The following is a 21,941-nucleotide window of genomic DNA, read 5'->3' on the forward strand; positions in this document are numbered from 1 at the left end:
AAAATTTAGGAGGAGATTTCCCATGGAGCACAATCTGAATGACTTAAGGGAGCGAATTGACCACATTGACAGCCAACTGGTAGACCTGCTGAAACAGCGGATGGCTGTCTCCAGAGATGTAGCTCTATACAAAAGGAAAAACGGACTGCCCACCTTAGATGCCGGCAGAGAACGGGTGCTGCTGGCCAAGGTAGGGGCGGAGGCTGGTGAGGAGCTGGCCGATTACACAGAGTCTGTATTTCGTGCCATCCTGGCCGTGGGCCGCTCCTATCAGAACCAGTGTGGCGGGGTGAAGTCCCAGATCTATGAAACCATCCGGACGGCCTTGGCTGAGACCCCGGCGCTCTTTCCCCAGCGGGCCACCGTGGCCTGCCAGGGGATAGAGGGCGCCTACTCCCAGATGGCCTGCGACAGCATCTTTAAATCTCCTACGATTCTCTATTTTGATACCTTCGATCATGTATTCAAAGCGGTGGAGAGCGGCATGTGCCAATATGGAATACTGCCCATCGAAAACAGTACCGCCGGTTCCGTCAACGCGATATATGATCTGATGATCCAGCACAACTTTTCCATTGTCCGCTCTGTCCGCCTGAAGGTCAGCCACAATCTGCTGGCCAAGCACGGGACGAAGCTGGGTGACATTCGAGAGGTGTTCTCCCATGAGCAGGCGATCAGCCAGTGCGCGTACTATCTGGCTGGAATGAAGAACATCAAAGTGACCATGGTAGAAAATACTGCGGTGGCCGCCCGTATGGTGGCACAATCTGACCGTACCGATGTTGCCGCTATCTCCTCTCGCTTCTGTGGCGAGGAGTATGGTCTCAATCTGGTTCAGACCAATGTTCAGGACCAGGATAACAACTATACCCGGTTCATTTGTATCTCAAAAATCCCTGAAATATATCCCGGAGCGGACCGCACCTCGCTGATGATGACCCTGCCCCATAGACCAGGCTCGCTCTACCATGTACTGTCCAAATTTTATGCTCTGGGGATCAACCTTCGCAAGCTGGAGAGCCGCCCGCTTCCGGACCGGGAATTTGAGTTCATGTTCTACTTCGATCTGGAGTGCTCTGTATACGCCCCGGAGATGGAACGCCTGTTCCAAGATTTGGATGAGGAGAGCGAGTACTTCCGCTACCTTGGGACCTATAACGAGGTCATCTGCTGATGGTCCCGCGTCATCTGGAATTTGGACTACTGGGGGAGCATCTTGCTCACAGCTTCTCCCCAGCAATCCATCGGCAGTTGGGGGACTATGATTACCAACTAGTGGAGCTGTCTCCAGAACAGGTGGGGCCCTTCCTGCGTCAAGGGCAGTTTCGCGGACTCAATGTGACGATTCCCTACAAAAAAACAGCGATGAGATTCTGTGACCAGCTTTCCCCTGCGGCCCAGCGGATCGGCAGTGTCAATACCATTATCAAGGGACCTGATGGGACCCTGTATGGGGATAATACCGATTATGACGGTTTCTTGTATCTGCTTCGTTCAGCCGGGGCCCAGATAAGAGGAAAAAAAGCGCTTGTACTTGGAAGTGGAGGAGCCTCGCTCACTGTCCATGCGGTCCTTTCGGATTTAGGCGTTAGGCAGGCCGTAGGGATATCCCGCAAAGGACCGGACAATTACGAAAATCTGGAGCGGAACCAGGATGCGGAACTGATTGTGAACGCTACGCCAGTGGGGATGTATCCCAATGTAGAGGCTTCTCCTGTGGACTTGGCGCAATTTCCACATTGCGGCCAGGTCTTTGACCTCATTTACAACCCAAGCCGGACCCGGTTCCTGTTGGATGGTGCTAGACGAGGAATGCTCTGGGCCAATGGCTTAGGAATGCTGGTAGCCCAGGCCAAAACGGCAGCGGAGCGGTTTTTAGGCCAAACGATTCAGGACAGCAGGGTGGCGGAAATCACCGCCTGTATTGAACGTCAGACTCTCAATCTTCTTCTGATTGGGATGCCGGGCTGCGGAAAGACTACGATAGGGCAGGCGCTGGCCCGCCGTCTGGGGCGGCCCCTGGAAGATATTGACCAGCATATCGTTGCCAACAGTGGTTGTTCTATTCCGGAGATATTTTCCTGGGAAGGGGAGGAGAGCTTCCGAAGCAGGGAGCATCAGGCCCTCTGTCAGCTGGCCAAGCAGTCAGGTAAAGTCATTGCCTGCGGCGGCGGAATCGTCACCAAACGTGAGAACTGGGACCCTATCCGCCAAAATTCCACAGTTATTTATCTCCGCCGGGACTTGGAACTGCTCCCCACGGATGGGCGTCCGGTATCCCAGTTCCATTCTCTGGAGGAGCTCTACCGGCAGCGCGCACCTCTATATAGTCAGTTGGCTGACCTTACGGTTGACAACCAAGGTACGGTAGAGGAAACAGCGGACGAGATCATTAGGAGGCTGGAGTTATGAATCTACTTGTAATCAATGGTCCAAACTTGAATCTGTTAGGTATCCGGGAGCCGAACATTTACGGCGACCAGAGTTTTGCCGCCTTGGAACGATTTATCCAGGCGGCAGCCCAGGAGAGTGGGGCGTCTGTGGAGTTGTTCCAATCCAATCATGAGGGAGCGATTGTGGATAAAATTCAATCTGCCTATGGCAGAATGCACGGTATCGTAATCAACCCAGCCGCCTATACCCATACCAGCGTAGCTATTTTGGATGCCCTAAAGGCGGTGGCGCTGCCGGCGGTAGAGGTCCATCTCTCCGATGTGAACAGCCGGGAACCATTTCGGCAAATCTCCTATGCGGGCATGGCCTGCGAGGAGTCCTTTATCGGACTGGGCTTCGAGGGCTACCGGCGCGCCATCCAGTATCTCTGCCAAAAATACGGCCACTGATAACCTGGAAACAAGAGTTTGCAGAGTGGAAAGCACGGCAACAGTCTAAAGTCTAAATAATACAAACACGCATGATAAAGGAGGGGACATCTGAAATGCTGTTCCCTCCTGGTTTACTTATTTAGCAATCATTATTTTTCTATAAATCCTTCAAGGAATAAATACACATTAACGGTCAATTCATCGAATGACTAAATCCAGCTAACATACTAAGTATAATACTTATAAATAAAACAAAAAATAATGCTTGACTTTCTTCCTTTTTTGTGATTATATTTAAGCTAGATTATTCAAAAGGGAAGGAATAAGGGTTCGGACCATCTTAAGCAGTCGCTTCTTGGCCCAACAATAACCGTCTATTTTGTTGACCTCCTCGGTCCTTTATTTTTTAAGATAATAGGTCAACAAAATAAAAATTTTGTTGACCTAAAAGGAGGGGAATATGGATTATCGAACTGAAGCTCCCGCACTAATCAGAGATTTTCTTGTCTATCATGAAACTATCCAAGGACATTCCAGTCGCACAATAGATGAATATTTTCTGGATCTGCGTAGTTTCTTTCGCTATATTAAACAGAAAAAGGATCTTATATCTAAGGATGTTCCGTTTGACAGTATCATGATTGATGATGTCGACCTATCTCTGGTCCACAGTATCACATTAAGCGATGTCTATGATTTTATGAGTTTTCTCTCCCAAGATCGCTCACTTACAGCTACGTCAAGGGCTCGAAAAGTCGCTACAATCCGCTCCTTTTATAAATACTTGACTAATAAGGCCAAGCTGTTAAGAGAAAATCCTGTGCAAGATTTGGACTCACCTAGGCTACGCAAATCACTCCCAAGATATCTGAATCTTGATGAAAGCATAGAACTTCTGGATTCAGTGGCTGGAAAAAACTCTAGTCGTGATTATTGTATTCTTACTTTGTTCCTAAACTGTGGATTACGTATTTCTGAGTTGGTAGGCTTAAATGTAACAGATGTTCGAGGCGATCAACTGCGTGTTTTGGGAAAAGGAAATAAAGAGCGGATGCTCTATTTGAATGAAGCTTGTCAACAGGCGCTTCAGGATTGGATAACTGAGCGAAGCATGTTGACGTTAGTCGATCAAAAGGCGTTATTTGTCACGTTGCAAAATAGGCGTCGGATATCCAGAGCGGCAGTCCATAAACTGGTCAAAAAGCATCTATTAGCTGCAGGGCTGGACAGTAGCCAGTATTCAGCGCATAAACTGCGCCATACAGCGGCTACCCTTATGCTTCAAAACGGTGTAGATGTACGTACCCTCCAGGAAGTTTTGGGGCACGATAATCTCAATACTACCCAGATTTATACCCATGTAGATAGTGATGATCTTCGTACCGCAGCCAGGGCCAATCCCCTTGGCCGAGTATCTCGAACGAAGACGAAAAATCAAAAGAAAGAGGTTTGATACATGTACGCTGCCTGCTTTATTCTGACCATGCTCCCCCCTATCCTTATTCTGTGTGTGGGAATCATATGGAAAGTATCCCCGCCCAAAATGGACAGCAAGGGGTTGGCCTACCGTACAGCGTTGTCTACACGCAGTGAAGAAACTTGGAGCTTTGCACATCGCCATTGCTCAAAGCTCTGGATTCGTCTTGGCATCGTACTTGGGTTGGTGACCGCTCTGCTGATGTGGTTTTTTCGGGACCAGTATCTCAATTTTATTTTGTGGCTTCTGGCCGGTCAGATGGTATTTTTTTGTTTGTCCGCCTTTCTAGTAGATCTGCTGTTAAAAAATGGATTTGATGAACATGGAAACAAACTAATATAAAAAAGACCTCCAAGTTTTTTCTTGGAGGCCTTTTTATTATTTAATGTGATACAGTCGGGCGTTTGGCTTCCAAAATACCTGGGATGATGGAACACAGAGAGCCAACGACAATCAAAAGGATACCAAGCAGCATATTTCCCGGGATATCTTCCCCATGGAGCCACCAAGCCAGTATCGGTGACAGAGCGGGCTTAAAAAAGTATACTAGGGAAACTACACTAGCTGGCTGATATTCCATAGCTAAAAAGTAGGAGCAGAACCCGATACCTGCTACACCGGCAGAAACATAGAGCACATAGGGGAGATTTTCCATGGTATAACCGGCCAGGATAGGAATGTTGGCGAAATTTGGCAGACCAGCCGAGGTAATCGCCGCCGCCACAGCCGGAATGTGAGATAGGACGATAAAAAGAAGTACGATGAGGCTTCCAAATAGGAAACTAAAGCAGGTCACGACCACACCGCCATACTCAGCACACTTCCGCTTTCCCATAACCCCGTACAGAGAAAACAACAGGGTAGATAGCAGCGCCAACGATACCCCCAACATATTCAGGTTGCTGTGGAATGGATTGATGATTGCCAGAGTCCCGATGATTTCAAAAATAAGGGCTGCCACATGACGTTTTTTAATGGGTTCATGGAGCAGAAAGAAGGCCAGGAAGGTCACGAATACCGGATTACAACTGAAGAGGACCGCAGTGACCGAGGAACTGGTATACTCGACAGCTAGATGGAGAATTGTCATGCTCAGAGATATCCCAGTGAACCCTAAAAGGGCAAAATAAGCCAGAGTTTTCGTATCAAGCCTCTTTTTCCTCTTTCGAAGTGTATGCAGGGCCAAAGGTAATAGGAAGAGAAAGCCAATAACAAAACGAGCAAAGGTCAACTGGACAGAGTTCAGTTCTCCAGCAATAAATTTCAATACCACCTCAAAGGAGCTGAACATGACTACCGCAATAGCAATATACAGATATCCTGTTTTCACAAATAACGCCTCCCCTCTCGATAGAATAATTATACCATATGCTAAAGAAAATGGAACTGCACAATAGTAAAAAAACTAATAATGAAAGAAAGGCCCCCAAACAGTATTGAGGGCCTTTAAATCATCCAAGTATTATTTCAGAAGTGCTGAAAAATCATCCTCTGTCAAGATCTGGATTCCTAGCTCCTGTGCTTTGCGCAGTTTTGATCCGGCGGACTCCCCTGCTACTACATAGGTGGTCTTTTTAGATACAGAACTGGCGGCCTTTCCACCTCTTGCCTCGATCAATTCAGTGGCCTCATCCCGGGTAAAGCGTTCCAGCGCCCCTGTCAAAACAAAAATCATACCAGCGAAGCGCTGGTCATCTCCCTGATCAGTTGCCGTCATATTGACGCCTGCCTCCCGCAGACGAGAGATCAAATGTCGGCTTTGAGGGCTGGACATCCACTCCAACAAGCTGTGTGCTGTAATCTCTCCAATATCATCAATGGCGGTGAGCTCCTCTAACGTAGCCGTTTCCAAAGCATCTAGGGTCTTGAAGTGGGCAGCCAATACTTTTCCGGCCTTCTGGCCCACCTGACGGATACCGAAGGCGTAGATCAGTCGGGACAGGTCCTGGGATTTAGAGTTCTCAATCGCTGAAATAAGATTTTGAGCTGATTTTTTACCCATCCGGTCCAGCTTTGCGATATCTTCCTCATGAAGAAAGTAGAGATCACCTGGGGTCTTGACTAGGCCGGCCCCAACAAGGTTCTCCACCACTGCGATACCCATACCATCGATATCCATGGCATCCCGGCTGGCAAAATGGGCTAGATTGCGAAGCAGCTGCGCTGGACATTCGGATCCAGTACAACGGATATGGGCCCCATCCTCATCTCGTTCCACCGGAGCCCCGCACACCGGACAGACAGATGGCAAAAAGTAGGGGCGTGTTCCTTCCGGACGCTGCTCCATAACGACAGACAGAACCTCTGGTATGATCTCCCCTGCTTTCCGAACCAGAACTGTGTCGCCAATGCGAATATCCTTTTCCGAAATAAAATCCTGATTATGCAGAGTCGCGCTGGTCACCGTAGTACCGGCGAGCCGGACCGGCTCCAGTACTGCTTTGGGTGTCAGTACCCCAGTTCGCCCTACCTGGACTAAAATATCCGTCACTTTGGAGGGCTTGACTTCAGGCGGGTACTTATAGGCAGCGGCCCAGCGGGGAAATTTTGCGGTGGAACCTAGGCGTTCTCTATCTGACAGGCTATTTACCTTTACGACCGCTCCGTCAATATCGAACTGGAAGGAATCACGGTTCTCTCCAATCTCTGCGATATGGTCCATCACCTGTTCCATCTGTTGACAGCTGTAATGCGGAATCACCTTGAAGTTATTGCGTTTCAAGTATTCCAGTGTCTCCAGATGTGTGGACAGAGCGGCCCCCTCAATCCACTGGATGTTAAATACTAGTATGTCAAGCCTCCGAGATGCGGCAATTTTGGGGTCTAACTGGCGGAGCGAGCCAGCGGCGGCATTTCTTGGATTGGCAAAAAGAGGCTCTCCCCTGCGCTCACGTTCCTCATTGAGCGCATGAAAAACCTGTTTAGGCATGAATACCTCACCGCGGACAATCAGGTGAGCCGGCATATCCGGCAGACGCATAGGGATAGAGCGGATCGTCCTCAAATTTTCTGTGACATCCTCCCCTACCCGGCCATCTCCCCGTGTTGCCCCACGGACAAAGAGACCATTTTCATATTCCAGCGCGACAGAAAGTCCATCCACCTTAGGCTCCACTACATAATGGGCATCCGGGACCACTCCTCGGACCCGGATGTCAAAAGCCTTCAGTTCTTCAAAATCAAAGACATCCTGGAGCGACTCCAGGGGGACCCGGTGCTCTACTTGAGAAAACGCCTCCAGTGCCTTCCCACCCACCCTCTGGGTGGGGGAGTCAGGAGTTATTGCCTCTGGGTGGGCTGCCTCCAGCTCCTCAAGACGGCGCAATTTGTGGTCATATTCATAGTCAGACATGGTTGGCGCATCATACACATAATACTCTAAACCGGCCTGTATCAGCTCATGGCGTAGTAGCTCGAGCTCCTTCAATTCATCCATATCCAGGTAACTCCTTTGTGGTGCACTGAAATTTAATGGTCAGCTGTGGCAGCAGGGTATTTATCATCCAGAAGATCCAGAATCCCACGAGAGTGCCCGCAGTATTGAGGATTACATCATCCACATCGCTACTGCGCCCAATGAAAAACTGGACAAATTCAATAAAAACAGAGGTGCAAAGACCAACCAGAGCGGATTTCCACCACCGCCAGCCCCGCCACAGCAGAGCAGGGAAAAAACCAATAGGGCAGAAGATACCGATATTCGCGACCATTAAAAACATGACCCATGGCCCGCGAAAGGCCCGAATGATCTCTTGAAAGGGGGTAAGCTGTAAAGTATCCCACTGGATCTGCCAATCGACAGGCGGAAATAGAGGCTCCATTCCATGCAGGACCCAGTACCATCGATTCAAGCTCCAGAAATTAGCAGGAAAAAGAGTTACAGAGGCCAATCCAGCGCAAAACATGACAAAAAGGAGCAGAACAGCCTCTCTCCCGCTGCTGCTTGACAGCCCAAGACTGGCCAGTCTTCTTTTGCGGGACGGCAGGAACAGAAGAAATCCGAATACTCCGATCAGCATACAGGGAAGCATCTGCAGACCGTAATCCAAGATATTACCCCAATACCATTGTATTGTTTCCCAAAGACTCATCTGTAAAACTCCGTTTAATGGCCTGATATCCCATCCAAGCTGAGATAGGTGTTGGGTACCTGTCCTACGATCACTGTTTCCGCGACACAAAGCTCTGTATCCAGCGGCACTTCTATGGCACTGCCTGCCAGCAGGACTGTGGCGGGAATGGAGAGATGGAGCCAGATCCGGTGACGAGTCTGGTTGACTCCCGCCTCCGAAAATTCGCTCTCAAACTCCGCTTGGACAGTTCCTACGGACATAGCCCTGACATGAAGCGAGGGTCCAGCCGCCCAGAGTAGCTCAGAATCAAAGAGGCTCCCTATTGGGATCTGAATGGTTGAAACATCGATACCATCTAATTCTTCTAGGATTTGATTAACCAGATATGCCCTGAGCTGGTTCATAGATGCCATATCCGTGGAAAGTGAGGTAATCGCGCCGCTTTCCTCACGCTGTATCGTAACTAGATCGCCATATCCCAGTTGGCGCTGTGCCAGATCTTCTACAACAGATCGCTCGATCAGGCCTGTCAATTGATTTTGAATCTGGGTAGTAGCCGCCGCCGCTATAACGGGCTTTATCCTGGACTCCAAGAAACTGATGATTGAGAAAGATAGGAGCAAAGCGACGCCAAGTGTGACCAGCCAACGCGGGACGTGAACTGGAAATGAATAGGACCGTCCCACTCCCCTGCCAGCCGATCTATAAAATAGGCCGCCGTGTATTTTTCGGTATAATTCACGCCGTAAAGGACCCATGACCATATCCTCACCCCCATAGGGAGAAGATATGTAATTTCCGGCTTGGCCTATTCCCTGGGAACCGGCTGATCTGAGCCAAGGAGCTCTTGGACGGCCAGCAGGATCCCCAGTCTGCCCGACTCGAAGGTCAGGCCGCCCTGGAGATACACCGTATAGGGCGGACGCATGGGGGCATCAGCGGACAGTTCGATGGAGGCTCCCTGAATAAAGGCGCCAGCAGCCATAATGACTTGGCTGTCATAACCGGGCATATCCCAGGGTTCCGGGGTCACATAGGAGTCCACAGGCGCGCCGAACTGGATGCCCTTACAAAATTTTTTAAGGGCTTCCGGTTCCCGCATATGAATCATTTGGATGATATCGTGACGGACGGCACTGGAGTGTGGCTCTGTTTCATAGCCCAGCAGTTCCATTACTTTTGCGCCAAAAACAGCCGTTTTAACAGCCTGAGACACAGTGTGAGGGGCCAAAAACAGTCCCTGGTAAAGCAGACGGTTCTGGCCCAGAGTACAGCCGCACTCCCCACCGATTCCTGGAACTGTAAGCCGTTGGGCCGCCCCCTCTACCAGATCGCGGCGGCCAGCGATATAGCCTCCAGTGGGTGCCAGTCCGCCGCCGGGATTTTTAATCAGGGAGCCTACTACTAGGTCGGCCCCTACATGGGTCGGCTCCAGAGTTTCTACAAATTCACCATAGCAGTTGTCCACCAAAATGGCGGCATTGGGATTCGCCCTTTTGATGATAGCACACATCTCTCCAATCTCCGCCACAGAGAGGGAGGCTCGAGTAGAATACCCTTTTGATCGCTGAATCAGCACCGCTTTTACCTTGGGATCGGCCGCCATCCGGGCAATCCCCTCCAAGTCTGGGGCGTCGTCTACCAGCTCCACTTGACGATATTCCACGCCGTAGTCCTTTAGAGATCCATGACCCTTTTCCGCTGTACCTATGACACCTAAAAGGGTATCATAGGGGGCCCCGACAGCGGAAACCAGCACATCGCCAGACTTCAGAGCGCCAAAAAGAGCGGAGGCGATGGCATGGGTACCGTTGACGAACTGTATCCGGACAAGAGCGGCCTCTGTGCCAAAAAGATCGGCATAGATCTCATCCAGCTTGTCCCGGCCAAGGTCATCATAGCCGTAGCCGGTGGTGCCGGCAAAATAGCTATCCGCCACCCGGTGGTCTTGAAAGGCAGCCAGCACCCGCTGGGTATTTTCCTGGGCTATGGTATCGATGCGGGAAAATTCATCAACCAGCTCCCTCTGGGCCTGATCACCCAGGGCACGCACTTTATCGCTTAACTGTAAAGGCATTTTATTTGTCAGTCCAATCTTTTTGTCTCTTGTTATACATTCAACGCAGTCTGGGCGAAGGCTTCCACCAGTTTTATGCAGGCTTCCGCATCTCCAAGGTCGGCCATCTCAACAGGGGTATGGATATACCGACAGGGCACAGAGATCCCTCCGGTTTTTACCCCCAGGCGGGTGGTATGAATGGCGCCAGCGTCAGTACCGCCGCCGCGCATAATATCCCTTTGGACAGAGATCCCCTGTACCTGCGCGAGTCCCTCCAGCTTCGCTACCACTTCTGGGTGGCAGATGATAGAGGAGTCCATTACCTTGACAGCCGCTCCCTTGCCCAACTGAACAGTGCCTGACCGCTCTGATCCAGGGGTGTCATCTACATCAGTGACATCTACGGCAATGGCCCAGTCCGGATCAACAGCCCAGGCGGCGGTCTTAGCGCCCCGCAGCCCCACCTCTTCCTGGGAGGTAAAGACGAAGTACAGGTCGTTAGCACTGGTCTGGATACGCTCCAGCACAGCTAGCAGGACCGCGCAGGAGATGCGGTTATCCAAATAGGGAGAGATTACGCCGCTGCCCTGGAGAAAGCAGGGGGAGTCATACACTGCCGTATCTCCCACCTGGACCAGTTTTTTCGCCTGCTCCTCGTCTCTGGCTCCGATATCAATATAACATTCATCTAGCTTCAGCTTGCCAAAATCGGCTTTTTCCTCTGGTACGACCACGCCCCGGACACCGTTTTTGAAACGAATGGGGGTATAGACAGCCTCCTTGGGGCTAATCCCCCCCAGCTTCCCCATTCGGAGGAATCCCTCCTTCTCGATGTGAGTTACGATAAAACCGATGGAGTCCATATGGGCGGCAAGCATTACCTTCGAGCCGGGTCCCTTCCGGTGAACGATGAGATTTCCCATGGTGTCCCAGGCCACCTCATCGGCCATGGGAGAAGCCAATTCGGAGAGGATATTCCTAATATCGGCCTCATCCCCAGAGGGGCCGTGGGCAGAGCTTAACGTCTGTATCAATTCAAACAGTTCCATATGAATTACCTATTGTCCTCCCATCAAAGCTGTGCCGCCTGATCGGCCAGAAACAGTCGGGTCAGCTTCCACATATTTTCAAAGTCGGCCAAACTGCCGACCGTGGCCGGCGCATGAAGGTAGCGTACCGCAGCGGACAGAGCGGCTACCCGGACACCGGATCTGGATCGCTGAATGGTGCGGGCGTCGTTGCCTCCGGCAATATATTCCTTGGTCTGCCAGGGAATCCCGTGCTCCTCCGCCAAGCGGCGCAGATTCTCAAAAAGGTCCCGGTCATAGATGGTAGCGCCGTCCATATAGGAGATCACAGGCCCCTTGCCTGGGGCACATACTCGACGCGCTCCCTCTATCCCAGGCAGATCGGCAGCGGTCGTGGTTTCCAGCACCAGCGCCACCTCCGGCGACACCGAGAAGGCACTCCCAAAGGCTCCACGGGTGCCTACTTCCTCCTGGGCAGTGAAGGCAAAGGTCACATCCAGGGGCAGATCCTCCTTCAACAGCTCCAGCATAATCGCACAGCCAATCCGGTCATCAATGGCCTTGGCCTTCAAGAAGCCCTGTCCAAACTCCTGGGGGGGGCCAACAAAGGAGCCGTAGGTGCCAGGCGGGACCAGCTTCTCTGCCTCTTCCCTATCCTTCACTCCGATATCAATATAGAGGGCGTCGGTCTTTGGGACCTTCTCCTCCTCCTCCCTGCTCACCAGGTGGATGGCCTTTAGTCCAATCAGTCCAGGAATCTCATTTTCGCCCAGGACCACCGGCTTACCAATGGCCACACGGCGGTCGACACCACCAACAAAATCAAATTTTAGAAAGCCTTCCTCCGTAATCCTTGTAACAATCACGCCCACCTCATCCATGTGGGCGGCGAGAAGGAGCTTATTTCCGGTAGACTTCTTTCCACGCTTAAAAACGATTAGATTTCCTAGCGCGTCGCTGCGCAGGGAGTCGGCATATGGCTGTGCCTGTGTCTGGATAAAGTTTCGGACCGGGTCCTCTGCCCCAGAAACGCCGTTGAGTCGGCACAGTTCCTTCAGTAGCTCAAGCATAGCTGGGGACCTCCCTCCCAATACCCCGAATAAAGGCGGCCAGAAGCTCGGCCGTCGCTTCTAAATCCCGGCAGTTGACAGTTTCCACTGGGGTATGCATATACCGCAGTGGTAGGGATAGGACGGCGGTAGCCACACCTTCCCGGCTCACCTGAAGGGGCCATCCGTTGGTACCGCTGTGACCAGCCATGACTTCCATCTGGAAGTCCATATCCAGCTCCCGCGCCTTGTCCCGCAGCCTCTGGGACATCCAGCGGGCACAGTTTGGGCCAAGCCCAATGACAGGGCCCCCTCCCAGCCGGAACGTCTTATCTTTAGAGGCATCCGGGCTGTCTCCGTGTGTCACGTCCACTGCCACACACAGATCAGGGATGATGCCATAAGCGGCGGTAATAGCGCCGGTACTATGCGTTTCCTCCTGTGTGGAGCCTACTACATATACGTCCACATCCAGATCTTCTCCCGCCAGACGCTGGACAGTGTCCAGCAAAATGGCAAAACAGGCCCGGTCATCCAGTGATTTTCCGCATATCAGATCCTCCCCCAATGGCACACAGCTGGTGTGATATACGGCCGGCGTGCCAACGGGGACCAGTTTTTTGGCATTTTCCTTACTCTGTCCGATGTCGATAAACAGTTCCTGAATGGGCTGGGACTTGTCCATGTCCTCTCTACTCTGCACATGGGGCGGCAGGCAGGCTACCACACCCAGCATGGGAGGATCGGTGAGAATGGTCACTTCCCGGTCTGGAAGCATCCGAGGATCTACACCGCCCAAGGATGCAAAACGGAGGAAACCGTCCTCATGTCCGGTAATGATAAAACCAATCTCATCTAAGTGGGCATCCAGTACAAGTCTAGGTGCATTTTCTTTTCCACACCGCCGGACGCCTACTACACTGCCCATTTTTTGGATCTGTACTGCGTCCATCCAGGGGGCCAGAAGCTGGGCGGCAGCCTCCGCTACCGCCCGCTCAAAGCCGCTAGGGCCCGCTAGGGCACACAACTGCGGCAAAATGATTCTATAGTCCAAGCCTATTCCTCCGCATCAGAGCGCGTTGACAAGCTCTTTAAATACGCGTCCGCGCTCCATAAAATTTTTAAATCGGTCAAACGCGGCACAGGCGGGAGATAGAACCACCACATCACCCGCGACTGCGGCCCCCTGAGCCGCGGCCACAGCGGCGGACAAATCCTCGGTTTCAATCAGTTTTAGCCCGCTGTCCCTGTAGCCCTCCGCTTCTTCCACAGCCTTTCGTATGGCAGGGGCGGTATCACCCGTCAAAATCAACGTTTTTACCTTCTTTATAATCTCCACGCCTAGCTGCGTAAAGGGGACTCCCTTATCATATCCTCCCGCAATCAAAATGAGCTTTTGATTGAAGGAATCCAGGCAGGCCATAGTGCGGGTAGGGCTGGTACCGATAGAATCATTGTAATACTTTACGCCATCCAATTCACGGACCAACTCAATACGATGTTCGACACCGGTGAATCGCTGTGCAACGGCCCGAACCTTTTTGTCTGGCACTAAGCCATCCACAGCCGCAATGGCCGCCATATAATTTTCGATATTGTGGACACCAGGAATTTGGATGTCAGCCAGGGGGAGCACCTCACGGCTGCCGATTTCATTGGTCAGCCAGATAGCGCCATCCCGGAGATAGACTCCCTCTTCCAAACTCTGCTTTCTGCTGAACAGCATGACGGCGGTCGGGGCCTGTTTGGACAGGGCACGTGTAATATCGTTATCGTAGTTGAATATTGCACGGTCACCCGGCTCCTGGTACCGGAAAATATTAATCTTAGCGGCGGTATATTCCTCCATGGTGTGATGATAGTCCAGATGGTTGGGGGAAAGATTGGTAAAGACCGCCACATTGGGGCTCTGCCCCATAGACATCAGTTGAAAAGAGGACAGCTCCACCACGACCATATCCTCCGGGGTCATACCGGCGACATCCGGGAGAAGTGGTTTGCCGATATTACCCCCCACATAGACATTATACCCAGCTTCTTTTAGAAACTCACTGATCAGCGTTGTGGTCGTGGTCTTTCCGTCGCTGCCAGTGACACCGATGATCTTACAGGGACACATCTGAAAAAAGAGCTCCATTTCAGAGGTAACGATGCTCCCCCTCTCGGCCGCCTCCCGCAGTTCAGGGGTATTGGGACTGAGGCCGGGCGTTCGGAAAATAAGGTCGAACCGCGCCAACCGGTCCAGATAACCAGGTCCCAGATGAAGTTTAGCCCCCAGGCTCTCCAATTCCGCGGCCTGCTCCTCCACCCGTTCCCGGGGCGCCTTATCACAGACCGTGACCTTCAGACCAGCCCGAAGGAACATTCGAATCAGAGGGGTATTGCTGACTCCCATACCAATGACAGCGATGGAATAGCCATGGAGGGACTCAAGATATTCAGTAATGGTGGACACTGAAACGTCCTCCTTCCAAGTTTTTCTTTCCTAGAACTTTATATTAACATACCGGGTAAAAAAATTCAATCGAAACTGTGAGCGGCTCCATATGCTTGGAAGTTTCCAGTCCAGGAAACCATTTGACATACACTCCGTTTTCCTGTATGATAGACCAGTCAAGCAGGCTGGACAGCCGCGCGGATGGGGCGAAAGGCCCATCTGTGAGGAAAGTCCGGGCTCCACAGGGCAAGGATAACGGGTAACACCCGCCGGGGGCGACCCTAGGAAAAGTGCAACAGAGATATACCGCCTCGTTCTCCTTGAACGGGGTAAGGGTGGAAAGGTGAGGTAAGAGCTCACCCGATGGCGTGGAAGCGCCCATCGCTGTAAACTCTATCCGGAGCAACGCCGTGGAGGGACAACAGGCTGGCCCGGCCGTTCCATGGAGGCGGCTTGAGTGCGCCGGCAACGACGCATCGAGATAGATGGCTGTCTTAAAAGACAGAACCCGGCTTACAGGCCTGCTTGCGATACAGCGTTCCAGTCAGAGGGCAGGGACGCTGTATTTTTTATTTTCTATCAGAATTCCTCTTTGTGTTCCTGGTCGGAACTGAGAATAATAGTATGAATACTATAAGAAATACCCAGAAACATGAAATAGCTGAAGGCAACTTTGGCTGTTATATGATTCTTTTTTTACATTCAAGGATTATTTAATGATGAAATGTAACATCACAGAATTTTTTGCGTCCATATGGATGAACAGTATTTTATTGACCTTGAAGAAACAGATAATACCCAGCCAATCTAAAAAAATGATTTGATTGTATTCTTCTATAAATTTTGATAAACCTATCAATGAATCAATGTACATTCATTTTTGAATTAGACTTTGGGACCAAGAAATTAGGAGTTTATTTTATGGAAATTTCATCTTCTGTTACAAAGTATGATACCTATACTGGCACCAGTCAGTTCTGCATTATCATCTATGACGAGTAACAAAAAAGGGCCCTGGAGCGGTTTTGCGCTCCAGGGCCCTTATCTTATGAGAAGAATCAGTCCTGGTCCCAGTTGTGATACACAGCCTGGACATCATCATTTTCCTCCAGGAAATCGATCAGCTTCTCCATATTTTTGATATCGTCCTCAGCGGTGAGCTTGACATAGTTCTGGGGGACCATCTGGACTCCAGCCTCCAAGAAGACATAGCCTTTCTTCTCCAGAGTTTCGGTCACAGCGGCGAAGGCATCGGGATCAGTATAGACCTCAAATACCTCGTCGTCAGCCTGCATATCGTCGGCGCCGGCCTCCAGAGCATCCATCATAACAGTATCCTCGTCTAGGTCTTCCGACTCGATGACAATGACACCCTTGCGGTCAAAGGACCAGGATACACAACCAGTGGCGCCCAAGCCCTTGCCATACTTGTCCAGCAGGTGGCGCACCTCAGGGGCGGTGCGGTTGCGGTTGTCGGTCAGCGCCTCGATGATCACGGCGACGCCATTGGGGCCGTAGCCCTCATAGGTCACGTTCTCAAAGCTGTCGGTATTGCCGGAGCCCAGCGCCTTGTCGATGGTCCGCTTGATATTATCGTTGGGCATATTGGCCGCCTTGGCCTTGGCAATGACGGTGGCCAGACGGGAGTTGTTGGCGGGATCACCGCTGCCCCCGGTCTTGACTGCTACGATCATTTCACGGGCAATCTTGGTAAAAATTTGGGAGCGCTTGGCATCGGCCGCACCCTTGGTCTTCTGTATATTGTGCCACTTGGAATGTCCGGACATGGTAATATCGTTCCCTTCTTGTGTAATGAGCGCAAATATTATATCACTCTTTATAGGCCTTGACAAGCTGTTTTCTCAGGAGATCGTCCAATCTATATAGATTACAGAAATTGCACCGTCAATTTCTTTCGGAAATGGTAAGAAGTGTGCCACGCAACAACTCTGCAAAATAAGAAAGCGAACTATCCAAACCAGATCCTGCCCGTTCAATTGCTTGAGACAAAAGAACGCCAAAAATTATAATAGAAATGGATAAAGTGATCATACCTAAAAGAAATACCCAATTTTTCATTGTTTAACCTCCTTTGGTACAATTGCTTTCAAAGTTCGCAATACTTTCCATAGACAATATAGGTGTAATTGAAGTCAGGAGATCCCAAGGCCTTTCGGATACAATGCCAGCGTCACTGGACCTGACTCCGGTCTTTGTCAGGCACCATGATACGCAGATGCCAACCCTCACCACATTTGCCCTTCTCGTCAAACACTTCGATGTCAAACCACATCTTCCGGCGCTCGATTTCCCGGAGGGTGGCGGTAGCCCACACCTTCATCCCAACGGGTGTAGGGGCCAAATGCTTGACGTGCGCTTCCGCGCCTACGGTGGTCATCCCATCGTCCAAAAATTCACGGGCCAATTCCAGAGCGGCCCCTTCCATCAGGGCCAGCATATTGGGGGTGGAAAGGATCTTGGCGCCGGCGGTTCCGATGCGCTTGGCGGTCATATCGTCTGTGACTGTCCAGGTCAGTGTATGCTGCTTCTTCTCCTCCATGGGTATTCTCCTCCTGTGTATTGTGCCCCTTCAGCGGAAGGGAGTTCCATCTTTGTCCAGTACCTCTCGGCGGTGGAAGGTAACCATGTCTGGCCGGAATTGAGGATATTCCTGGCAAAAGGCGCTGTGGATAAGTTCGGGGTTCAGGCCGGGATTCTGGGCTGACAGTACCGCATCTAGCGTCATAGTGTCGCTCTGACATTCCAGATTCCAGCCGCGGATCAAAGGAATGAGATCCACTTCTGTATATCCCTTTTTGGCTTTGTTAGATTTCTTTTGCATAATCAAACTGTCGCGGCCCAGCAGCTCCCGCATGGCAGACTCTGTCTCCTGGGGACGGCCTGCCGGATATTCCATATTCATGATGTAGTTGACATAGGCCAACTCCTTGAGTTTTCGCTGTGCTGGATAGCACTGATGGACCACGATCCCCTCCGGCATGGCGGCGGTCAATCTGCCCGGCACCTCTTCCCTGCCGGTCCCCTCCATCAGTCCAAACTCCAGTATTTCACACTGGCTGGAGTAGCCCACCGAGAGGGGCAGCGCAATGGAAACAAAGGGATGTGGATTAAACCCTTCTGTATGCTTGATCGGGATCTTGGCGCGAGCGAAAGCACGCTGAAAGGTGCGCATCAGATCCAGATGAGAGATATATTTGGCTCTCCCTGTCTTGGAAAATAGCAGGCGGTCAGCCACAGGTCCTACCTCCTGTCAGCATTTTGTTGGCCCCACAGGCCGAGCAGCGTGACCGGCAGTCTGGAGTGGTGACAGACTGGTAGCAAAGCTCCCGCTCCCGCCACAGGAATTCCCGACTGACCCCGACGCTTGGTACTGCCCAGGGGAATAGCTCGTCCTTTTCCCGGACCCGGTGGGCATAGAAGTCCCCATCCAGCCCACAGGCGGACAGAGCGTCCATCCATCGCTGGTAATCGAAATATTCGCTCCAGGCGTCAAATTTGGCTCCATGCTCCCAGGCCCATTCCAATACATCGGCTAAACGGCGGTCTCCCCTGGAGAAAATGGCCTCCAGATAGCTGGTCTGGGGGTCGTGCCAGTTGTAAGTGATCGACTTGTCCCGCTTCAGCGCATCCCGCAACAAATCCACCCGGCGCTGGTACTCCTCTACCGGGATTTGGGCCTCCCACTGGAAGGCGGTGTGCGGCTTTGGAACGAACCAGGAGGTGGATACCGTGATTCGTACTCCACGGGCCTTGTTTGGAGTGCACTCCCGCCAGGTAAAATAGACCTTACGGGCTAGGTCGGCGATGCCCAGGACATCCTCATCTGTTTCTGTGGGCAGTCCCAGCATAAAATACAGCTTTACTCCACTCCAACCGCCGGAAAAGGCGGTGCGGCAGGACTGGAGAAGGTCCTCCTCCCGGAGATTTTTGTTGATGGCGTCTCTTAGGCGCTGGGTCCCAGCCTCCGGAGCGAAAGTCAATCCGCCCTTTCGGACCCGCTGGAGCCGCTCCATCAGATTCATGGAGAAGGTATCCGCCCGCAGGGAGGGCAGAGACAGGCCAATATCCCGTGGGGCGCAGTAATCCAGCAGGTCATCACACAACTGCAGCAGACAGGGATAATCCGTGGAGGACAGGCTGGACAGTGTCATCTCCTGATAGCCGGAGTCCTCGCAGGCTTCCTTCCCATATCTGGCCAGCAGTTCTGGGCTGCGGCTTCGGACAGGGCGATAGGCATATCCAGCCTGGCAGAAGCGGCAGCCCCGGATACATCCCCGAAACAGCTCCAGCATCACCCGGTCGTGGACGATCTCGGTGGAGGGAATGATGGTCTTTACTGGGAAATAGGCTTTGTCCATGTCCTGGATGATCCGTTTTGTCACGGTGGCGGGGGCGCCCTCCTTTGGAGTGATGGCTGCCACCCGTCCGTCCTCATGGTAAGTTACCTCATAAAGCGAGGGGACATAGATACCAGGGATACGAGCCGCTTCCTGCAGAAGCTCCTCTTTAGACCATCCTTCCTCCTGGGCCCTTTGGTACAGGTCTATGTACTCCAGGGTGACCTCCTCCCCTTCGCCAAGGACGAAGAAGTCAATAAAAGGGGCCAACGGTTCAGGATTATAACAGCAGGTGCCACCAGCTACCACAAGCGGAGTAAGACCTTTCCGGTCCGCGGATCGGAGCGGCAGTCCCGCCAGATCCAACATATTCAAAACATTGGAGTAGGCCATCTCATACCCAAGAGAAAAGCCGATGATATGAAAGTCTGCGATGGGATCCCCGCTCTCCAGCCCATAGAGGAGCAGTCCCTCCCGGCGCATTTCCTCTTCCATATCGCCCCAGGGGGCATAGCAGCGCTCGCACCACACATCGGGCCTCTGATTCATGACGCCATATAAAATGCGGCATCCCAAATTGGACATCCCAATCTCATAGGTATCCGGAAAACAAAGTGCGAAACGAGTGGTCACAGAACACTTCTCTTTGACCACTGCGTTATACTCGCCGCCAGTATAGCGGGCGGGCTTTTGTACTTTGGGTAAGATATGCTCTAGTGTGCGATTCATATTGATCCTCCAGTTGAAACGCCTAGGAGCGAATCAATATGATTTTACCTTTTTCTTATCTATAAGGCAAGCCCTATTTCCCCTCTTTTTTCCTTTGGAAAAAACAGCCAGCAGCCACAGCCCAACAGATAACAGGGTGATATTTCCGTTTTTCCAGGCCAGCAGCGCCCCCGCCAGAAGCAGCGAGCCTACCAGACATCCGTCCAGCAAGGCTCCAATTTGCTCTGCCACATTCAGGCCACAAAAGACAGCCAGCAATCCATGTAAAAAACGGCCGCCGTCCAGCCTCCCGACCGGCAAAAGATTAAAACAGCCTAGAGCCAGATTCAACCCGGCGAAAAGTGTTCCCCAGCTCCAGCGGCAGCAGAGGACAGCCAGCAGCAGATTCACGCCCGGTCCCGCTAGAGCCGCCACCATCTCCTGGCCATATCCCATCGGCCTACACAGTACCATTTCCGCTCCAACAGCTGTAAGGCGGATTAGCTTGATATCTCCACTCAACAGCCGTATCGACAGGAGATGCCCCAGCTCATGGAAACAGCAGGCCAACACGCACAGCGGGACCAGCCCCTGCCGGTCCAGGTAGTTGAGCCACGCCAACATGAGGAAAAAGGGCGCTGTTACTTCCAACTTTCCAATGCGCATTAGTTTTCCAGGACCTGGATATAGTAAATTGGATCCAGATGAGTTTTATTGAATTTAAGTTCCAAATGCAGGTGTGGCCCAGTGGCGGCGCCGGATGAGCCCACCTCCGCAATCTTCTCCCCCACAGCCACAGACTGTCCCTTACTGACACAGACCTTGTTACAATGAGCATAGAATGATTTGACGCCATTTCCATGGTCCAGTTGGAGATAGAGCCCATAGGAGTCGTCTTGGCCGACATACTCCACCGTGCCGGTGGCAAAGGCGCTGATCGGATCGCCTGTCTGTCCACCAATATCCACGCCGCCGTGAAACTGATACACACCATTAATAGGGTGGTCCCGGTATCCATAGACAGAATTTAAATGGCCAAGAACAGGGGTGACTGTTTCGAGATCTCCCAGTGAGAGCTTATCCATGGTATAATTATTGGGCAGTTCCTTCCCACTATAATCAGATTTGAGGAGCAGCGTACCCGCGGCCGGCACCACGGCTGGCTCCTCCACTGCCGCTGGCTGCTCCGACTGTTCCACAGGCTCCGTATCAAAGGAAATATCCAGCTTTGGGAGATCGGAGGAAAATAGGTTCTGGGTCAATTCCTCCGGATCCTGTCTGCCCCCTGTCAGGAGCACAATCTTTGATTGGGAGGAATCATACAAATTTCCTGCCTGCTGTGGATCTACGTCGGAACTAGAAGAACCGCCGAATACTTCTACGCAAAATTCACCAAGTTGGTCCAGCAGCGTGCCTTCCCCCCCAATCGTGGCACCAAGTTTGGAAAAAGCAGCTTTAAAATCGATATTATAGGTGATAAGCTGAACGATATCGTCCCGCACCTGAAGCAGTTTGGCTGGGAAAATTCCCTTCCCTAAAAATACGGTTAGGAATAGGACGACACAGACCAACAGCTGACGTAGACGTGTCCTCTCCTGGCTGCTGGATCCTCTACTATGCCGGCCTGCTCCGGTAGGTGAGAAATGGATATTTTTTCGGGCAGTGTGTGCGGCGCGATACATCCTGGCCCCTCCCTTTTCAGATATCGGTGATAGGTCAGTCTATTCTGAAGCGGTTTTGGATATTACACTTGACATCTTTGATGAAAGATTTTATAATATAGCAGTTAGAACTCCGGGTGTGGCGAAGCTTGGTATCGCGCTTGGTTCGGGTCCAAGAGACCGTGGGTTCAAATCCCGCCACTCGGACCAAACAATGATAATCCGAACTACATTATCCAAATGGGTAATGTGTTCGGATTTATCAT

At 51.7% G+C, this 21,941-nt stretch carries 21 protein-coding genes, 1 tRNA gene and 1 other RNA gene; 7 read left to right on the forward strand and 16 right to left on the reverse strand.

Annotation, left to right across the window (positions count from 1 at the left end; all coding sequences use genetic code 11):
- Positions 1 to 22 precede the first annotated feature (22 nt).
- The 5 genes from H8S11_RS06420 to H8S11_RS06440 all read left to right on the forward strand — a co-directional run bounded on the left by H8S11_RS06420 (position 23) and on the right by H8S11_RS06440 (position 4,644).
- The gene (locus H8S11_RS06420) at positions 23 to 1,174 is read left to right on the forward strand and encodes a bifunctional chorismate mutase/prephenate dehydratase (protein WP_186852571.1); all 1,152 of its coding nucleotides are present in this window, start codon (positions 23 to 25) and stop codon (positions 1,172 to 1,174) included.
- Positions 1,174 to 2,412, forward strand: a complete 1,239-nt coding sequence (locus H8S11_RS06425) for a shikimate kinase (protein WP_243200958.1) — start codon at positions 1,174 to 1,176, stop codon at positions 2,410 to 2,412. Before H8S11_RS06420 ends, H8S11_RS06425 begins: the two co-directional genes overlap by 1 nt.
- On the forward strand, positions 2,409 to 2,843 hold the full coding sequence (gene aroQ / locus H8S11_RS06430) for a type II 3-dehydroquinate dehydratase (RefSeq protein WP_186852572.1): 435 nt from the start codon (positions 2,409 to 2,411) through the stop codon (positions 2,841 to 2,843). The genes H8S11_RS06425 and aroQ overlap by 4 nt, the downstream gene beginning before the upstream one ends.
- A gap of 442 nt (positions 2,844 to 3,285) precedes the next feature.
- Positions 3,286 to 4,278, forward strand: a complete 993-nt coding sequence (locus H8S11_RS06435) for a tyrosine recombinase XerC (protein ID WP_186852573.1) — start codon at positions 3,286 to 3,288, stop codon at positions 4,276 to 4,278.
- 3 nt (positions 4,279 to 4,281) lie between these two features.
- A complete protein-coding gene (locus H8S11_RS06440) occupies positions 4,282 to 4,644 on the forward strand; it encodes an SdpI family protein (protein ID WP_147571776.1) in 363 nt (120 codons plus the stop codon).
- Between the two features lie 40 nt (positions 4,645 to 4,684).
- Here the strand turns inward: H8S11_RS06440 and H8S11_RS06445 are convergent, their stop codons facing one another.
- The 9 genes from H8S11_RS06445 to murD form a co-directional block, all read right to left on the reverse strand.
- On the reverse strand, positions 4,685 to 5,632 hold the full coding sequence (locus tag H8S11_RS06445) for a DMT family transporter (RefSeq protein ID WP_186852574.1): 948 nt from the start codon (positions 5,630 to 5,632) through the stop codon (positions 4,685 to 4,687).
- 132 nt (positions 5,633 to 5,764) lie between these two features.
- Positions 5,765 to 7,738, reverse strand: coding sequence for an NAD-dependent DNA ligase LigA (ligA, locus tag H8S11_RS06450; RefSeq protein WP_186852575.1), 1,974 nt, complete (start codon positions 7,736 to 7,738; stop codon positions 5,765 to 5,767).
- Positions 7,731 to 8,321 carry a VanZ family protein gene (locus H8S11_RS06455; protein WP_186852576.1) on the reverse strand — a complete coding sequence of 197 codons (591 nt, stop codon included), beginning with the start codon at positions 8,319 to 8,321 and terminating at the stop codon, positions 7,731 to 7,733. The genes ligA and H8S11_RS06455 overlap by 8 nt, the downstream gene beginning before the upstream one ends.
- 86 nt (positions 8,322 to 8,407) lie before the next feature.
- Entirely contained in the window at positions 8,408 to 9,139 is a 732-nt protein-coding gene (gene yunB / locus H8S11_RS06460) for a sporulation protein YunB (protein WP_147571780.1), read from the reverse strand.
- Positions 9,140 to 9,183: 44 nt separating this feature from the next.
- A complete protein-coding gene (locus tag H8S11_RS06465) occupies positions 9,184 to 10,452 on the reverse strand; it encodes a methionine gamma-lyase family protein (RefSeq protein ID WP_186852577.1) in 1,269 nt (422 codons plus the stop codon).
- A 32-nt stretch (positions 10,453 to 10,484) separates the two neighbouring features.
- Positions 10,485 to 11,483, reverse strand: coding sequence for a M42 family metallopeptidase (locus tag H8S11_RS06470; protein WP_186852578.1), 999 nt, complete (start codon positions 11,481 to 11,483; stop codon positions 10,485 to 10,487).
- Positions 11,484 to 11,506: 23 nt separating this feature from the next.
- Positions 11,507 to 12,532, reverse strand: coding sequence for a M42 family metallopeptidase (locus H8S11_RS06475; RefSeq protein WP_186852579.1), 1,026 nt, complete (start codon positions 12,530 to 12,532; stop codon positions 11,507 to 11,509).
- Positions 12,525 to 13,565, reverse strand: a complete 1,041-nt coding sequence (locus H8S11_RS06480; protein WP_186852580.1) for a zinc-binding metallopeptidase family protein — start codon at positions 13,563 to 13,565, stop codon at positions 12,525 to 12,527. The genes H8S11_RS06475 and H8S11_RS06480 overlap by 8 nt, the downstream gene beginning before the upstream one ends.
- A gap of 15 nt (positions 13,566 to 13,580) precedes the next feature.
- Positions 13,581 to 14,966 (reverse strand): UDP-N-acetylmuramoyl-L-alanine--D-glutamate ligase, encoded by a 1,386-nt coding sequence (gene murD, locus H8S11_RS06485; protein WP_186852581.1) that lies wholly within the window; start codon positions 14,964 to 14,966, stop codon positions 13,581 to 13,583.
- Positions 14,967 to 15,125: 159 nt separating this feature from the next.
- Here murD and rnpB point away from each other — a divergent pair.
- Positions 15,126 to 15,480: RNase P RNA component class A (rnpB, locus tag H8S11_RS06490), an RNA gene on the forward strand.
- A 526-nt stretch (positions 15,481 to 16,006) separates the two neighbouring features.
- On the opposite strand, the gene H8S11_RS06495 is transcribed toward rnpB, so the two are convergent.
- The 7 genes from H8S11_RS06495 to H8S11_RS06525 all read right to left on the reverse strand — a co-directional run bounded on the left by H8S11_RS06495 (position 16,007) and on the right by H8S11_RS06525 (position 21,696).
- Positions 16,007 to 16,735, reverse strand: a complete 729-nt coding sequence (locus H8S11_RS06495; protein ID WP_147571786.1) for a YebC/PmpR family DNA-binding transcriptional regulator — start codon at positions 16,733 to 16,735, stop codon at positions 16,007 to 16,009.
- A 118-nt stretch (positions 16,736 to 16,853) separates the two neighbouring features.
- Positions 16,854 to 17,027, reverse strand: a complete 174-nt coding sequence (locus tag H8S11_RS06500; RefSeq protein ID WP_186852582.1) for a hypothetical protein — start codon at positions 17,025 to 17,027, stop codon at positions 16,854 to 16,856.
- 112 nt (positions 17,028 to 17,139) lie between these two features.
- Positions 17,140 to 17,508, reverse strand: coding sequence for a thioesterase family protein (locus H8S11_RS06505; protein ID WP_147571787.1), 369 nt, complete (start codon positions 17,506 to 17,508; stop codon positions 17,140 to 17,142).
- A gap of 30 nt (positions 17,509 to 17,538) precedes the next feature.
- Complete coding sequence (locus H8S11_RS06510) at positions 17,539 to 18,204, reverse strand: TIGR03936 family radical SAM-associated protein (RefSeq protein ID WP_186852583.1); 666 nt, start codon at positions 18,202 to 18,204, stop codon at positions 17,539 to 17,541.
- Positions 18,197 to 20,035, reverse strand: coding sequence for a TIGR03960 family B12-binding radical SAM protein (locus H8S11_RS06515; protein WP_147571789.1), 1,839 nt, complete (start codon positions 20,033 to 20,035; stop codon positions 18,197 to 18,199). Before H8S11_RS06515 ends, H8S11_RS06510 begins: the two co-directional genes overlap by 8 nt.
- Positions 20,036 to 20,068: 33 nt before the next feature.
- Positions 20,069 to 20,638, reverse strand: coding sequence for a site-2 protease family protein (locus H8S11_RS06520; RefSeq protein ID WP_186852584.1), 570 nt, complete (start codon positions 20,636 to 20,638; stop codon positions 20,069 to 20,071).
- A 41-nt stretch (positions 20,639 to 20,679) separates the two neighbouring features.
- Positions 20,680 to 21,696, reverse strand: coding sequence for a M23 family metallopeptidase (locus tag H8S11_RS06525; RefSeq protein WP_186852585.1), 1,017 nt, complete (start codon positions 21,694 to 21,696; stop codon positions 20,680 to 20,682).
- Positions 21,697 to 21,808: 112 nt separating this feature from the next.
- Between H8S11_RS06525 and H8S11_RS06530 the strand changes: the two genes are divergently transcribed.
- Positions 21,809 to 21,885, forward strand: a tRNA-Pro gene (locus tag H8S11_RS06530).
- Positions 21,886 to 21,941 lie beyond the last annotated feature (56 nt).

Source organism: Flintibacter hominis, assembly GCF_014287965.1.
Classification (GTDB): domain Bacteria; phylum Bacillota; class Clostridia; order Oscillospirales; family Oscillospiraceae; genus Lawsonibacter; species Lawsonibacter aceti.

What these genes read in the sequence shown, in the direction of transcription:
- H8S11_RS06465 (WP_186852577.1), bottom strand. Translation starts at nt 10,452, where the DNA reads ATGCCTTTACAGTTAAGCGATAAAGTGCGTGCCCTGGGTGATCAGGCC.
- H8S11_RS06455 (WP_186852576.1), bottom strand. Translation starts at nt 8,321, where the DNA reads ATGCTGATCGGAGTATTCGGATTTCTTCTGTTCCTGCCGTCCCGCAAA.
- H8S11_RS06500 (WP_186852582.1), bottom strand. Translation starts at nt 17,027, where the DNA reads ATGAAAAATTGGGTATTTCTTTTAGGTATGATCACTTTATCCATTTCT.
- H8S11_RS06425 (WP_243200958.1), top strand. Translation starts at nt 1,174, where the DNA reads ATGGTCCCGCGTCATCTGGAATTTGGACTACTGGGGGAGCATCTTGCT.
- H8S11_RS06515 (WP_147571789.1), bottom strand. Translation starts at nt 20,035, where the DNA reads ATGAATCGCACACTAGAGCATATCTTACCCAAAGTACAAAAGCCCGCC.
- ligA (WP_186852575.1), bottom strand. Translation starts at nt 7,738, where the DNA reads ATGGATGAATTGAAGGAGCTCGAGCTACTACGCCATGAGCTGATACAG.
- H8S11_RS06440 (WP_147571776.1), top strand. Translation starts at nt 4,282, where the DNA reads ATGTACGCTGCCTGCTTTATTCTGACCATGCTCCCCCCTATCCTTATT.
- H8S11_RS06435 (WP_186852573.1), top strand. Translation starts at nt 3,286, where the DNA reads ATGGATTATCGAACTGAAGCTCCCGCACTAATCAGAGATTTTCTTGTC.
- yunB (WP_147571780.1), bottom strand. Translation starts at nt 9,139, where the DNA reads ATGGTCATGGGTCCTTTACGGCGTGAATTATACCGAAAAATACACGGC.
- H8S11_RS06470 (WP_186852578.1), bottom strand. Translation starts at nt 11,483, where the DNA reads ATGGAACTGTTTGAATTGATACAGACGTTAAGCTCTGCCCACGGCCCC.
- H8S11_RS06420 (WP_186852571.1), top strand. Translation starts at nt 23, where the DNA reads ATGGAGCACAATCTGAATGACTTAAGGGAGCGAATTGACCACATTGAC.
- aroQ (WP_186852572.1), top strand. Translation starts at nt 2,409, where the DNA reads ATGAATCTACTTGTAATCAATGGTCCAAACTTGAATCTGTTAGGTATC.
- H8S11_RS06525 (WP_186852585.1), bottom strand. Translation starts at nt 21,696, where the DNA reads ATGTATCGCGCCGCACACACTGCCCGAAAAAATATCCATTTCTCACCT.
- H8S11_RS06475 (WP_186852579.1), bottom strand. Translation starts at nt 12,532, where the DNA reads ATGCTTGAGCTACTGAAGGAACTGTGCCGACTCAACGGCGTTTCTGGG.
- H8S11_RS06495 (WP_147571786.1), bottom strand. Translation starts at nt 16,735, where the DNA reads ATGTCCGGACATTCCAAGTGGCACAATATACAGAAGACCAAGGGTGCG.
- H8S11_RS06520 (WP_186852584.1), bottom strand. Translation starts at nt 20,638, where the DNA reads ATGTTGGCGTGGCTCAACTACCTGGACCGGCAGGGGCTGGTCCCGCTG.
- H8S11_RS06505 (WP_147571787.1), bottom strand. Translation starts at nt 17,508, where the DNA reads ATGGAGGAGAAGAAGCAGCATACACTGACCTGGACAGTCACAGACGAT.